Raw genomic sequence first — 13,321 nt, forward strand, 5'->3', positions numbered from 1 at the left:
TCAGGCCTCCAGGCAGCCCCGCAGGCGGCGCTCGGCGGTGATCTCGGGCAGGTCGCGGCGGCGCATGTACACCCGCAGCGGCTCGCTGATGTTCAGGCGCTCGTCGATGTTCTGGTCCAGCAGCAACTGGATCAGCTCGCGCTTGAGGGTCATGGTGTGGTCGGTGTGGGGCTGCCAGACGAATTCGCTGGCCGGCATGATGCTGTCGTTGTCCACGTCCATGCCGAAGGAGTCCTCGCTGAAGCGCACGATGTGGTGCCCGGTCTTCAGGTTGAAGCCGACGAAGCCCTGCAGCTGGTCGGCGGCGGCGCAGATGCCGCTGGAAGTGATGCTCATGGGTAAACCTCGCTGGAAGGTCCGCAGGACCGGTTCGGGTCTACACGCGCAGGCGAAGGGCGCCGGTCTGGCGCCGGGCTCCGGGGGCGGATTGTGCCGCAGGCGTCGGCGAGGTGGGGCTGGGCGTATTGCCGCAGGCGTCAGCGCCCGCTGACCCGCGCCCCGGCCGGGTTGGAGCGGTCCACCAGAGTGTTGACCACCGCCAGGGCCTTCTCGAAGGAGGGGTAGCCGCTCTTGGCCACGTCCAGGTCGGCATAGCGCGCCCGGTACAGTTCCGCGCGCAACGGGTCGGCCTCGGTGGCCAGGAAGGGTTCGGACCAGATCTTGTAGAGCAGGGCGATGGCGTGGGGGTGCTTGCGCGCCGCTGCCTTCTCCAGCAGATCGAGCACCTCCTCCAACTGCGGGCCCTCGTTGATCAGCAGCACCGCCTGGTAAAAGGGCACCTCGCCACGCGTATCCCCCGGCTCCGCCCGCTTGAGCAGCGCGCCTGCCAGCTCGTAGTTCTCCGGGTCACCCGCTGCGATCAGCAGCTTGGCCTGCAGCATGTCGTTCTGGTAGAGCAGCTTCTCGTCGCGGCAGGTCTCGCCGGAAAGCGGCTCGTCGCAGGACTGGCCGGCGCAGCCGGCCAGCAGCAGGGGCAGGCCGAGCAACAGGGTGCGGAAGCTGAAGCGGGTCACGGGCATGGGGCGTCCTCGGGTCCGGGTGCCAGGGTTGAGCGTTCGACTGCACGTGGCGGGGCCGGTTCGGCCCGTGCCGGCCCCGAAGCGCAAGCATAGACGCCCGGGTTGCGCACCACGCGTGCGACAAAGCCTCGACTGTTTAACACTTGTGGGGCACGGAACGCGACAGCCAGCGTGGCTGCCGCCATCATTCAGGGTCGACCCGACCCACCCGAGACCCCCGCCGCCGCCCATGCCCAGCACGCCTGCCCCCTCCGCTCCCGCCTACGCCGCCCTGTCCGTGGCCGGCCGCGTGCGTGAACACAACGAAGACGCCCTGCTGTGCAGCAGCACCCTGGGCCTCTGGGCCGTGGCCGATGGCATGGGCGGGCACCAGTGCGGCGAAGTGGCCAGCGCCACCGCCCTGGCCGCGCTGGAGCAGCACATCCAGGCCGGTGCCGACCTGCCCACGGCCGTACACGGCGCCAATGAAGCCGTGCTCGCGGTGGCAGCCGAAGGGGGCGAGGAGCGCCGCGGCATGGGCACCACCCTGGTCGCCCTGCACCTTCAGGGCGATGCCTACCAGCTGGCCTGGGCCGGTGACAGCCGCTGCTACCTCATCGACGCCAGCGGTATCCGCCAGATCAGCCACGACCACAGCTGGGTGCAGATGCTGGTGGACCTCGGCCAGCTCACCCCCGAGCAGGCCCGCCAGGACCCGCGTCGCAACGTCGTCACCCAGTGCCTCGGCCGGGACGACCAGGCCCTGGAAGTCGGCAGCCTGGTCGGTCGCCTCGCCCCGGGCGAGCTGCTGCTGCTGTGCAGCGACGGCCTCAGCAACGAACTGGACGACGCCACCCTGCACCAGGTCTGCAGCCGCTCGAGCACCCTCGAAGCGATGGTTGGCACGCTGGTCGAGCTAGCCAATTGCCATGGCGGCAGGGACAATATCTCCTGCATTGTGCTGGGCCTGTCGGCGCCGGAGCCTGTTCCACCGGAGGCCCCGCCACGCAGCTTCCTCAGCCGATGGTTCGGCTCCCGAAAACAGCGATAAGCGCACCTTCCTTCCCTATGAACGACAGCTTGTTGGAGATACCCGGCTACAGCGTGCAAGGCCGGCTGGGCCGTGGCGGCATGGCCGAGGTCTACCTCGCCACCCAGGAATCCCTGCACCGCCAAGTGGCGATCAAGGTCCTGCAACGCCTGGATGATGAGGCCTTCGCCAAGCGCTTCATCAAGGAAGCGCATCTGGTGGCTTCGCTGCACCACCCCGCGATCATCACCATCCACGACATCGGCCGGCTCGCCGATGGCCGCCCCTACATCGCCATGGAGTTCGTCGCCGGTGGCGACCTGGCGCAGCACCGGGGCGAGTGCTTCGAGCCCCAGCGGGCGCTGACCCTCATCCGGCAGATCGCCAGCGCCCTGGTGGTGGTGCACGACAAGGGCATGATCCACCGCGACATCAAGCCGGCCAACATCCTCTTCCGAGAGGACGGCACCGCCGTGCTCAGCGACTTCGGCATCGCCAAGGAACTGGCTCTGGACAGCGACCTCACCCAGCATGACGTCGCCGTCGGCAGCCCCGCCTACAGCAGCCCGGAGCAGGCCCAGTGCCTGCCCCTGGACCCGCGCAGCGACATCTACAGCCTGGGCGTGATCTTCCTCGAGCTGCTCATCGGCACCAACCCGTTCCGTGGCACCAGCTACACCCAGACCGTGCTCAACCACGTGCAGATGGCGCCACCGCGCCTGTCCGGCGCCCTGGAGCCCTACCAGTTCCTGGTGGACCGCATGCTCGCCAAGGACCCGGAAGAGCGCTTCGCCGACTGCCGCGTGCTGCTGGCCAGCCTCGCCGAGCTGAACGAGAACGAGCAGGACCACACCCGCGTCACCCGCACCCCCGACCTCGCCAAGGGAGCCGGCCCCGCGCGCACGTCCCCGCGTCAGCCCGTGCCGGCCGCCGCCCCGGCCCGTCGCCTGCCCGTCTGGGGCTGGGCGCTGCTTGGCGTGCTGCTGCTGGGGATCGGCTCCGCCGTCGGCCTGCACCTGGTCAAGCAGAAGGAAATCCGCGACCTCCTGGCACAGGGCGAACAGCGCCTGGCCGCCGGCCAACTCGCCAGCCCGGCCGGTGACAGCGCCGAAGACTTCTTCAACCGCGTGCTCGCCCGCGAACCCGACAACGTTCAGGCCCGCGATGGCCTCGCCCGCGTCCTCCAGGCCCGCATCGAGGCCGCCCTGGCCCAGGGCGATGCGCGCCTGGCCGAGGACCGCCTGGTGCAACCCGAGGACGACAGCGCGGTCTACCACTACCGCCAGGCCCTGGCCCTGAAGCCGGACGAGGCCCGCGCCGAGCAGGGGCTCGACCGCGTCGCCGCGCGCTTCGCCCAGCTCGCCGACGAGGCTTACGGACACCGCGAGTTCGCCCTGGCCCAGCAGTTCATCGAGGCCGGGCTCAAGGTCCGCCCGCTGGACGAACCCCTGCTGGCCCTGCAGGCCGGCCATGCCCAGCGCGTGCGCCGGGCCCAGGCCCGTGCCTCCGGCAGCCAGGCGGCCCGGCAGCAGCAGAGCAGCAACCCGGTCAAGCGTTTGTGGAATCGCATCTTCGATTGATGCGCGGTAACAGGTCAGCTGGGCAATCGGCTTGGCGCAACGGAAATCAAGGACTTCGGACATGCTCAGGATTCACTTCGCGGACAACCGCCAGGAACCCATCTGGCTGGCGGACGAGCGCTTCACCATCGGCCAGGACGAACGCAACCACCTGGTACTGAACGAAGCGGACGTCAGCCCCTTCCACGCCGAGATCCGCCAGGACCACGGCCACTACTACCTCTCCGACTGCGGCACCCGCAACGGCACCCTGGTCAACGGCGAGCGCATCGGCGCCCGCTACCAGCTGCGTTCCGAGGACCGTGTGAAGGTCGGCTCCGTGGAACTGGTGCTGGTCGATCCGGCCAAGGTCAAACCCAAGGCCGCACCCACCGCGCGCTGGTTCCTGCAGGTGATCAAGGGCGAGAACGAAGGGCGCAAGTACCACGTCACCGGCTCCATGACCTTCGGCCGGTCGGTGAAGTGCGAACTGTGCTTCAGCGACCTGGAACTGTCCCGCCGGCACGCCGAGTTTTTCCTCAAGGACGACGTGCTGGAGATCAAGGACCTGGCCTCCGCCAATGGCGTCTACGTCAACCAGCAGAAGGTCGGCACCGCCGTGCTCGCCCCGGGCGACCAGGTGCGCATGGCCTCGGTGACGCTGCTGGTGATCGGGCCCAAGGTGGAAGTGCGCCAGGCGGCCGACGAGGACGCCACCCAGTTCGTGCGTGTGGTCGACCTGCCCAAACCGGCCCCTGCAGCCGCCCGCGAGGCGAGCCAGCCGGCCGCGGCCAACCCGCTGCGCGCCGTGGCACCGGCCCCCGCCGAAGCGGCAGCCTCGGTGGCGACCAATGAAGACGCCAAGGGGCGTCTGGTGCTGATCGGTGGCATCGTCATCGCCGTGCTGGGCATCGGCGCCGCCGTCGCCAAGTTCGTGCTCTGACCCGCCAGGACCTCGCGCCCGTGGGGCGCGGGGTCAATCCACGAAGTAGCTCACCACCCGCCACCGGCCGTCGCTGTCGCGCATCGGCGTCACCGTTTCGGTCGCGCCGTCCCGGTGCTCGAAGTCGCTGCGGTACTGCAGGATCACGTATTCCCCATCCGGCAGCCCCGGCAACTGCGTGGCGTAGCTGGCGCCCTGCAGTTCACGTTGCTTGAGCGCCCCCAGGGGCGAACGCAGGTCCACCGCCAGGGTCACCCAGTCGTACTGGCTGGTGCTGCGGCGCAGCACACTGGCCGCCTGCTGCCAGGTGCGGATGTAGTCTTCACGGTCGGCCACCGCCAGCCAGGCGCGGGCGGCGGCTTTGGCCTGCTCGATGGCCTGGGCCTCCCCAGCGGCCTGGGCCGGGGTCAGGACGCAGAACAGCAGGCCCACCAGCAGCGGCAGGATGCCGCGTCGGTTCATCACGAAATCCTCCTTGAGGCACCCGCCGCACGGGCGACGGGTGTGGGTTTCTACCTTAGTCCTTCAGGCGCTCGTCACGTTTCAGCTGAACCATGTCGCCCCGCGTGCACTGCTGCGGCTCGGTGGAGGTCAGGTCATAGCAGCGCTGGCCGAAGCCCATGGGCCAGTAGATGATCGCGAACGGCGGCCAGAAGATCGACGCCACGCGGAAGCGCGCCCGCAGCTTGCCCTGCTGCACCGGCGCCCCGTCGATACGGGTGAGCTTGTAGGGGATGCCACCGCTGGCGCTCCAGAAGAACGGCCGGGTGGTGACCATGCCTTGCGGGTACTGCTCGGCGCGTTCGTAGACGGAAACCCGGGTGTTCTCCGGGAGCTTGAAATAGGTGCGGGTGGAGCAACCCCCCGCCACCAGGGCCACCGCCAGAAGGGCGGCCGTGCGCGTGTACTTCTTCACTTCCAATCCTTTTCGGTACGACTGTCCAGGGCGGTATCGCCGCCGGGTGCGCATGGTGCCCGGATCGGCTTGATGGCGCCAGGCCATTAGTCAGCGGATGGGCAGCACCGGGTGTTTATGTGAACCGTTCGACGGTGTGTCGGCGGGGGATTTGTAGCTCGGCTGGTTATCGAGTTCTGCTGATGTCACCTGTTTCGCCTTGGCGGGCGCGTTTCTTTTTCAGTCGCCCCCCGCGTCAGGCAACAGCAAAGTGTGCGCTCGGAGTCCGCTCAATTTTTCACTACCTGGGATAAGGCTGGGGGGAGAGTGGGTATCAGGGCCTGGGAAGACAGGACCACCGCCAATAAAAAGCCCCGGCGCTTTCACGACGGGGCCTTTTGGAATCGGGCGGGAATCAGAACACCCGGATCGGGTACTCCACGAACACCCGCACCTCGTTGCCATCGTCCACATAGCTGTTGACGTTGTTGGACGCCCGCAGCATCGAACTGCGCAGCTTCAGCTTGAGGTCTTTGGCCGGGCCTTCCTGCACCAGGTACTGCAGCTGGTTGAAGATCTCGCGCTCCTGGCCACGGCCGGCCTGGCCGGCATCGATGTTGTCGCCGCGCACGTAGGCCACGCGGTAGCTCAGGCCGGGGATGCCGTACTCGGCGAAGTCCAGGCCGTAGGCCACCTGCCAGGAGTTCTCATCCTTGCCGTTGAAGTCCGACCAGTAGGAGTTGGCCAGCCAGATGGTGGTGCCGCCGTCGCCGATGTAGTCGGCACTCTGGTAGCCGCCGTAGAGGTAGCCGATGTCACCGCTGCTGCGCTGGTGGGCGAGGGTGAAGGAGTGCGCGCCCATGGCGTAGGTGGCCGCCAGGCTCCAGATGCGGTTGGTGCGGTTGTCGTCCTTGGCGAAGTCCTTGTCCAGGCGGGTGCGGTAACCGTTGAAGTCCAGGGTCAGGGAGCGGTCCTTGGCGATCGGGTAGACGTAGTTCAGGTTCACGTACTGCTTCTTCAGCACGTCTTCCACGTCGGAGCCGTACAGCGAGGCGCTGAACTGGTCGTTGAAGCGGTAGCTGCCGCCCAGCACGTCGATGCGCTTGAGACCGCCGCTGTCACGGCCTTCGGCGCTCTTGCGGGCCTCGGCGGTGAAGTGGCCGGCGTTCAGCTCCAGGCCCTCGATCTCCTTGGAGGTGATCAGGGTGCCGGTGTAGCTCTCCGGCAGCAGGCGCGAATCGTCGTAGCTCAGCACCGGCAGGGCGGGCATCTGGTCGCCGAACTTCACCACGGTGTTGGAGAAGCGCGCCTTGACCGCCGCGCCGCCACGGGCGATGTCGTCCTGGGCGTGGCCGCTGTCGCCGGGCTTGAAGAAGTCGATGCCGGCCGCGCCGACACGGCCCTTGCCGCCGTCCAGGCGCAGGCCGTAGAGGCCGAAGGCGTCGACGCCCACGCCCACGGTGCCCTGGGTGAAGCCGGAGGTGAAGGTGCCGATGACGCCCTGGCCCCACTCCATCTTGTCCTTGTTGTGGTGCTTGTAGTCGCGGTTCATGTACGCGTTGCGCAGCAGCACGTCGAGGTGGCTGTCTTCCACGAAGCCCTTGGCGGTGGACTGGTCGTCGGCCAGGGCCGAGGTGGAGGCGGCGATGCAGAGGGCGATCAGGCTGAGCGTGTTCTTCATGTTCGGTGCGGCTCGGTTTTTCGAAAGGCGGCGATTCTGACCAAGTCGTCCAAGGGGTTCAACCCGCCTAAGGTCGCGTTTTGCCCCTGGCAGCGTGGGCGACTGCCCGTGCTGCCTGCCGGAGCCGGCCGCTCTGCGACAGGGTGTCCAGGCTGCGCATGACCTTCCGTCCGGTTCGTTGAACCCGAGGCATGTTGCGCCGGTCGATCACCCTGCCGCATTCGGGCGGCACGTGCGGAGGCCCGGTCGTATCCGCACCCATTGGAACCGGCAGGGCCTGGACGCTCACCTCGAACGGCGGCCGCGCCCTGTCCACGACACTCAGGACGGGTCATGCACATGCCACGTATCCCCTCTCGCCTCGGCGCCCCTTGCGCCGCACTGTCCCTCGCCTTCCTCGGCCTGCCGGCCGGCGCTGCCGACTTCATCGTCAACCAGACCGACGACCGCTACGACGGGGTCTGCGATGCCCACTGCTCCCTGCGCGACGCGGTTTCCGCCGCCAATGCGCTGCCGGGGCCGGACCGCATCATCCTCCAGGCCGAAACCTACCGCCTCAGCCTGCCCGCCGGACGCGACGAGGAGGGCGATGTGCTGGACGAGGACGACAACCTCAACGGCGACCTCGACATCCGCGATTCCCTCACCATCGTCGGCCAGGGCCCCAGCCGCACCATCATCAGTGGCAGCCCCGAGGCCAACGACCGGCTGATCGAAGTGTTCGCCGGGGCCCGCGTGGTGCTGGAGCGCCTGCGCCTCACCGGTGGCCACAGCTCCACCTACGGCGGCGCCCTGGAGAACCACGGCGAGGTGGTGCTGCGCCAGGTGGAGGTGAGCGGCAACCGCTCCACGGCGGCATTCCAGCCCGGCAATGGCGGCGGCGTGGCCAACCACGGGCGGCTGGAGGTGCACCGCTCGCTGTTCGCCAACAACTGGGCGGGGGCCGGCGAAGGGCACTACGGCCTCGGCGGCGGCCTGTACAACGACGGCGACCTGCTGCTGCGCGACAGCACCCTGCTCGGCAACCGCGCCAGCGACGACGATGACGCCGGTTTCGGCGGCGGGCTCTACAACAAGGGCCGCGCCGACGTGGCGCGCACCACCTTCACCGGCAACGAGGCCAGCTTCGGCTCGGCCATCGGCAACGACGGCGTGCTGACCCTGGCCAACGCCACCCTCAGCGGCAACCGCCAGCCCTACTACGGCCAGGCGACCTTCAACAACGGCCAGTACTCGATGGGCGGCACGCCACCCGAAGCGCTGCTGGTGAACGTGACCATCGCCAACAACAGCGGCGGCTACGGGCTGATCAACCTCGGCAAGGTGACCCTGCGCAACAGCATCATCGCCGGCAACCTCGACGAGGACCTGGCGACCCCGATGAACTGCGACAACCGGGGCGCCCAGGCGCAGTACAAGGCCATCGGCCTGCTGCTCGGCACCGGTCCGGGCAACTGCACGGGCGAGCTCTACGTGGAGCAGGTCGACGTGATGACCAAGGTTCTCTACCCATTGGCGGACAACAACGGCCGCACCCAGACCCACGCCCTGCGCCCGCGCAGCCCGGCGGTGGACGCCGGCATCGGCACCTGCACCGCGCGTGACCAGCGCGGTTCCAAGCGCCCGCGTGACGGGGATGGTGATGGTGTGGCGCGCTGTGACCTGGGAGCGTATGAGCGGCCGAAGCCGTGGGTGGCGAAGCCCTGAGCGGGTGTAGAGAAAGGGGGCCGGGGCCTGTGAGGGGCCCCGTACTTTGGGGGGTGAGGAGGCTACTTCTAGAAGGTCCAGCTGATTATCGAGTTCTGCTGGTGTTTCTTGTTTCGCCTTGCCGGGCGAGCCCCTTTTGGCAGTCGCCCCAAAAGGGCTCGCCCCACCATCCGGGTCCCGCTTCGCGGGACTTCCCTCGCTCCGTCGTTGCTCCGGGGGACAGCGCGATGGGCCATCCATGGCCTGACGCGCTTCTCGCGGCATCCATGCCGCTCGTCCCCCTGCGCAACGACTGCGCTCGGCCTCCTGAAGGGGCAGTTTCCCTGCCTCACCTTTTCAGCCAGACGGTGGGGTCAGCGTGCGCTTCATACAGGTCGTTGCAAAGGGCAAAGGCTCCCGGTTCAGTCGTCCCTGGTCAGCACTTCCAGCAGTTCGATCTCGAACACGAGGTTGGAGCCGGGGGTGATGTGGGCGCCAACCTGGCGGTCGCCGTAGGCCAGGTGGGCGGGGACGTGGAGCTTGCGCTTGCCGCCGACCTTCATGCCCATCAGGCCCTGGTCCCAGCCCTTGATCACGCGGCCGGTGCCGATCACGCACTGGAAGGGGCGGCCTTTCTGGTAGGAGGAGTCGAACAGGGTGCCGTCCTCCAGCCAGCCGTTGTACTGGGTGGTGATCAGCGCGCCCTTGACCACGGCCTTGCCGTCGCCTTCGAGCAGGTCTTCGATCTTCAGTTCATCGCTCATGGGAGTCGCTCCGGTGGGGAAGGCGCGCGTTTTCGCAGGAAGCGCGGCGCTTGGCAAGGGGCCGGTCGCGGGGCGACCGGCCCTCGGCTCAGGCTTCGGCGGGCTCGTCCGGCTCCTGCTGCTGCAGGGTCCACATCTGCGCGTAGGTGCCGCCGGCCTCCAGCAGTTCGCGGTGGGTGCCCTTTTCGATCACCCGGCCGGCGTCGAGCACCAGGATCTGGTCGGCGTCCATCACCGTCGACAGGCGGTGGGCGATGACCAGGGTGGTGCGGCCTTCCTGGATGCGGTCGAGGGCGGTCTGGATGGCCTTCTCGGACTTGGAGTCCAGCGCCGAGGTGGCCTCGTCGAAGATCAGGATCGCCGGGTTCTTCAGCAAGGCCCGGGCGATGGCGACGCGCTGCTTCTCGCCGCCGGAGAGCTTCAGGCCGCGCTCGCCCACCGGGGTTTCGTAGCCGTCGGGCAGGCGCTGGATGAAGTCGTGGATGTGGGCGGCGCGGGCGGCGGCCTCCACCTCGTCGCGGGTGGCGTCGGGGCGGCCGTAGCGGATGTTGTAGTAGATGCTGTCGTTGAACAGCACCGTGTCCTGGGGAACGATGGCGATGGCCCCGCGCAGGGACGACTGGGTCAGCTCCCGCAGGTCGTGGCCGTCGATGCGGATGTGGCCGCTGTCGATGTCGTAGAAGCGGTAGAGCAGGCGGGCGAGGGTGGATTTGCCCGAGCCGGAGTGCCCTACCACCGCCACCGTGCCGCCGGGCGGGATCTCGAAGTCCACGCCGTGGAGGATCTCCCGGCGCGGGTCGTAGCCGAAGTGAACGTTCTCGAAGCGCACCCGGGGCCGGGTGGCCTGCAGCTGTACGGCGCCCTCGGCATCGCGCACGTCCTGGCGCTCGTCCAGCAGGCCGAACAGCCGCTCCATGTTGGTCAGGGACTGCTTCACCTCGCGGTACATCATGCCGAGCAGGAACAGCGGCGCGGAGAGCTGCAGCAGGTAGGTGTTCACCAGCACCAGGTCGCCGATGGTCAGTTCGCCGGCCACCACGCCAGCGGCGGCGCGCCACATCATCGCGGTCACGCCCAGGGCGACGATGGCGGTCTGGCCCAGGTTGAGCAGCGCCAGGGACTTGGTCGCCTTGACCTTGGCGTTCTCCAGGTGGCGCAGGTTCTCGTCATAGCGTGCTGCTTCGTGGGCTTCGTTGTTGAAGTACTTCACCGTCTCGTAGTTGAGCAGCGAGTCCACCGCACGCTCGTTGGCGCGGGTGTCCGCCTCCACCGAGGCGCGGTAGTAGGCGGTGCGCCACTCGGTCACCGCCACCGTCCACAGGCCGTAGACCACCAGGGTGGCGAGGGTGATGAGGGCGAAGCCCCAGTCATAGGCCCAGACCAGCACGGCGGTGACCATGACGATCTCCACCAGGGTCGGGACGATGGTGTAGAGGGTCCAGTCCAGCAGGTCGGAGATGGCGCTGCCGCCGCGCTCCACGTCCCGTGCCACGCCGCCGGTGCGGCGGCCCAGGTGGAACTTGAGGCTGAGGCCGTGCAGGTGCTGGAACACCTGCAGGGTGATCTGCCGCGAGGCCCGCGCCATGACCCGGGCGAACACCACCTGGCGCAGCTCGGTGAACAGGGTCACGCCGATGCGCGCGGCACCGTAGGCCAGCAGCAGGCCGGCCGGCAGCACCACCAGGCTGGGGGCGACGTTGAGCTGGTCGACGATCTGCTTGAGCGCCATGGGCACGTAGAGGTTGACCAGCTTGGCCGCGAGGATCAGCCCCAGGGCCACGGCGATGCGCCCGGTGTAGGGGCGCAGGTAGGGGAGGAGGGTGGCGATCACCGCGGCATCGCCACGGGCGTTCGCCTGGCGCGCCACCGGGGTGGCGCCGTCATGGGGGCTGCCGGCGTTCGCCGGCGGGGTCTGGGTTTGTTCGTTCTGGGCTGCCATCGCCCACCTGCCTTGTGTCGTCGAGAAGGGGCGACCTTACTCCAGCGCTGGCGCGGGTGCGAATCGTGCCGGTCGATGGTGGTCATCGACCGCTGGTGGGCGATCAGGCGTCGCGCAGCACCTTGCGCTCGGCGTCCTGGCCGTCGAAGCCGTGCTCCAGCTTCACCTTCAGCGCCAGGTCGGTGCGCGAGTCGGCGAAGCGCAGCGCATCGGCCAGGCTGACGCGGTTGGCCTCGACCAGGCGGAACAGGCTCTGGTCGAAGCTGCACATGCCGGCCTCCAGGGCGTTCTCGATGGCGTCCTTGAGCTCGTGCAGTTCGTCGCGCAGCACCAGGTCACGCACATGGGGCGTGCCCAGCATCAGCTCCACGGCGGCCACGCGCTTGTGGTCGATGCCCGGCACCAGGCGCTGGCCGACCATGGCCAGGAGGTTCTGCGAGAGGTCGGCGAGCACCTGCTTGCGGGCCTCGTCGGGGAAGAAGCGGGTGACGCGCTCGATGGCATGGCGGGCGCTGGTGCCGTGCAGCGTGGCCACGCACAGGTGGCCGGTCTCGGCGTAGTGCAGGGCGTGCTGCATGGTGTCGGCGTCGCGCACCTCGCCGAGCATGATCACGTCCGGCGCCTCGCGCAGGACGTTGCGCAGGGCGGCGGAGAAGCTGTGGGTGTCCAGGCCCACCTCGCGCTGGTCGACGATGGAGCGACGGTGCGGGTGGAGGAACTCGATGGGGTCTTCGATGCAGATGATGTGGCCGCTGCGCTGGGCGTTGCGGTGGTCGAGCATGGCCGCCAGGGTGGTGGACTTGCCGGAGCCGGCGGCGCCCACCACCAGGATCAGGCCGCGGTCCTGCAGGGCCAGCTTCTCCAGCACCGGTGGCAGGCCGAGGCTCTCCAGGCTGGGGATGCTGGTCTTGATCAGGCGCACCACCATCGAGACCTCGCCCCGCTGCAGGTACATGTTGGCGCGGAAGCGGCCGCTGCCGGGCAGGCTGACGGCCAGGTTCATCTCCCATTCGCGCTCGAACTCGGCGACCTGGGCGGGGGACATCAGCTGGTAGGCGAGCTGGCGCACTTCGCCGGGCTGCAGGGCGCGTTCGCCCACGGGCCGGGCGTGGCCTTCGATCTTGATGTGGGGCGGCGAGCCGACGCTGAAGAACATGTCGGAGCCCTGGTGCTGGTGCAGCAGGTCCAGGTAGGTGAATACGCCGGGGACCGTGTCGAGGGAGTCGCTCATCCCGCCTCCTTGCTGGGTGGATCGGGCAAGCCTAGCAGTGGCGGCGCGGGGCGTGCCATCCGGCACGGCGTCGCAGGGGGAAGAGGGGGAGGGGAGAGGGGAGAGGGGAACGTGGAAAGGCCCGGCGCTGCCGGGCCTCGGGGCGGATCAGTCCTGGCGGCTGGTGACTTCCACCAGGTGGTAGCCGAACTGGGTCTTCACCGGGCCCTGGACCACGCCGACCGGCGCGCTGAAGACCACGGTGTCGAACTCGCGGACCATCTGGCCGGGGCCGAAGGAACCGAGGTTGCCGCCGTCACGGCTGGAAGGGCAGGTGGAGTTGTCCTTGGCGACCTGGGCGAAGTCGGCACCGCCTTCGATGGCGGCTTTCAGTTCGTTGCACTTGGCTTCGCTGGAAACCAGGATGTGGCGGGCGGTTGCGCGGGGCATGGGAGGACTCCTCTGGAAAAGCGCAGAGCCTACCGCAATGCGCCGGCCAGTCAAACGCCGTCGGGGCACCTCTAAAAACTACCTGCGTTGCCATCGCGGCGTTAAAAGCAGGCTCGTGCGCGAGTCCGATCAAAATGCTCATTTACCCCGCGTAAACTGCGCTTTT

Annotated in this window: 13 protein-coding genes; 4 read left to right on the plus strand and 9 right to left on the minus strand. The window is 68.5% G+C overall.

All coding sequences use genetic code 11. The features are described from left to right. Nucleotides 1–336, minus strand: a complete 336-nt coding sequence (locus RTK35_RS13360; protein ID WP_044413557.1) for a DUF2025 family protein — start codon at nt 334–336, stop codon at nt 1–3. A 140-nt stretch (nt 337–476) separates the two neighbouring features. Beyond that, nucleotides 477–1,019, minus strand: coding sequence for a hypothetical protein (locus RTK35_RS13365; RefSeq protein WP_044413559.1), 543 nt, complete (start codon nt 1,017–1,019; stop codon nt 477–479). A 229-nt stretch (nt 1,020–1,248) separates the two neighbouring features. Between RTK35_RS13365 and RTK35_RS13370 the strand changes: the two genes are divergently transcribed. The 3 genes from RTK35_RS13370 to RTK35_RS13380 all read left to right on the plus strand — a co-directional run bounded on the left by RTK35_RS13370 (nt 1,249) and on the right by RTK35_RS13380 (nt 4,530). After that, nucleotides 1,249–2,049, plus strand: a complete 801-nt coding sequence (locus RTK35_RS13370) for a PP2C family protein-serine/threonine phosphatase (RefSeq protein ID WP_074969063.1) — start codon at nt 1,249–1,251, stop codon at nt 2,047–2,049. Nucleotides 2,050–2,066: 17 nt separating this feature from the next. Beyond that, complete coding sequence (locus RTK35_RS13375; RefSeq protein ID WP_410478662.1) at nt 2,067–3,608, plus strand: protein kinase domain-containing protein; 1,542 nt, start codon at nt 2,067–2,069, stop codon at nt 3,606–3,608. A 61-nt stretch (nt 3,609–3,669) separates the two neighbouring features. Next, a complete protein-coding gene (locus RTK35_RS13380; RefSeq protein WP_044407376.1) occupies nt 3,670–4,530 on the plus strand; it encodes an FHA domain-containing protein in 861 nt (286 codons plus the stop codon). A 33-nt stretch (nt 4,531–4,563) separates the two neighbouring features. On the opposite strand, the gene RTK35_RS13385 is transcribed toward RTK35_RS13380, so the two are convergent. The 3 genes from RTK35_RS13385 to RTK35_RS13395 all read right to left on the minus strand — a co-directional run bounded on the left by RTK35_RS13385 (nt 4,564) and on the right by RTK35_RS13395 (nt 7,106). Beyond that, nucleotides 4,564–4,992, minus strand: a complete 429-nt coding sequence (locus RTK35_RS13385) for a DUF4019 domain-containing protein (protein ID WP_074969059.1) — start codon at nt 4,990–4,992, stop codon at nt 4,564–4,566. 55 nt (nt 4,993–5,047) lie between these two features. Next, complete coding sequence (locus RTK35_RS13390) at nt 5,048–5,446, minus strand: hypothetical protein (protein ID WP_044407370.1); 399 nt, start codon at nt 5,444–5,446, stop codon at nt 5,048–5,050. Nucleotides 5,447–5,840: 394 nt separating this feature from the next. Next, a complete protein-coding gene (locus RTK35_RS13395) occupies nt 5,841–7,106 on the minus strand; it encodes an OprD family porin (protein WP_236212644.1) in 1,266 nt (421 codons plus the stop codon). A 333-nt stretch (nt 7,107–7,439) separates the two neighbouring features. Between RTK35_RS13395 and RTK35_RS13400 the strand changes: the two genes are divergently transcribed. Next, nucleotides 7,440–8,813, plus strand: a complete 1,374-nt coding sequence (locus tag RTK35_RS13400; protein ID WP_316908211.1) for a CSLREA domain-containing protein — start codon at nt 7,440–7,442, stop codon at nt 8,811–8,813. Nucleotides 8,814–9,214: 401 nt separating this feature from the next. On the opposite strand, the gene RTK35_RS13405 is transcribed toward RTK35_RS13400, so the two are convergent. The 4 genes from RTK35_RS13405 to RTK35_RS13420 all read right to left on the minus strand — a co-directional run bounded on the left by RTK35_RS13405 (nt 9,215) and on the right by RTK35_RS13420 (nt 13,155). After that, a complete protein-coding gene (locus RTK35_RS13405; RefSeq protein ID WP_044407361.1) occupies nt 9,215–9,556 on the minus strand; it encodes an FKBP-type peptidyl-prolyl cis-trans isomerase in 342 nt (113 codons plus the stop codon). 88 nt (nt 9,557–9,644) lie between these two features. Then, nucleotides 9,645–11,495, minus strand: a complete 1,851-nt coding sequence (locus RTK35_RS13410; RefSeq protein ID WP_316908212.1) for an ABC transporter ATP-binding protein/permease — start codon at nt 11,493–11,495, stop codon at nt 9,645–9,647. Between the two features lie 103 nt (nt 11,496–11,598). After that, nucleotides 11,599–12,726, minus strand: a complete 1,128-nt coding sequence (locus tag RTK35_RS13415; RefSeq protein ID WP_208275848.1) for a PilT/PilU family type 4a pilus ATPase — start codon at nt 12,724–12,726, stop codon at nt 11,599–11,601. A 147-nt stretch (nt 12,727–12,873) separates the two neighbouring features. Beyond that, the gene (locus RTK35_RS13420) at nt 12,874–13,155 is read right to left on the minus strand and encodes a peptidylprolyl isomerase (RefSeq protein ID WP_044407352.1); all 282 of its coding nucleotides are present in this window, start codon (nt 13,153–13,155) and stop codon (nt 12,874–12,876) included. Nucleotides 13,156–13,321 lie beyond the last annotated feature (166 nt).

The organism is Pseudomonas sp. zfem003 (genome assembly GCF_032621675.1).
Classification (GTDB): domain Bacteria; phylum Pseudomonadota; class Gammaproteobacteria; order Pseudomonadales; family Pseudomonadaceae; genus Metapseudomonas; species Metapseudomonas otitidis.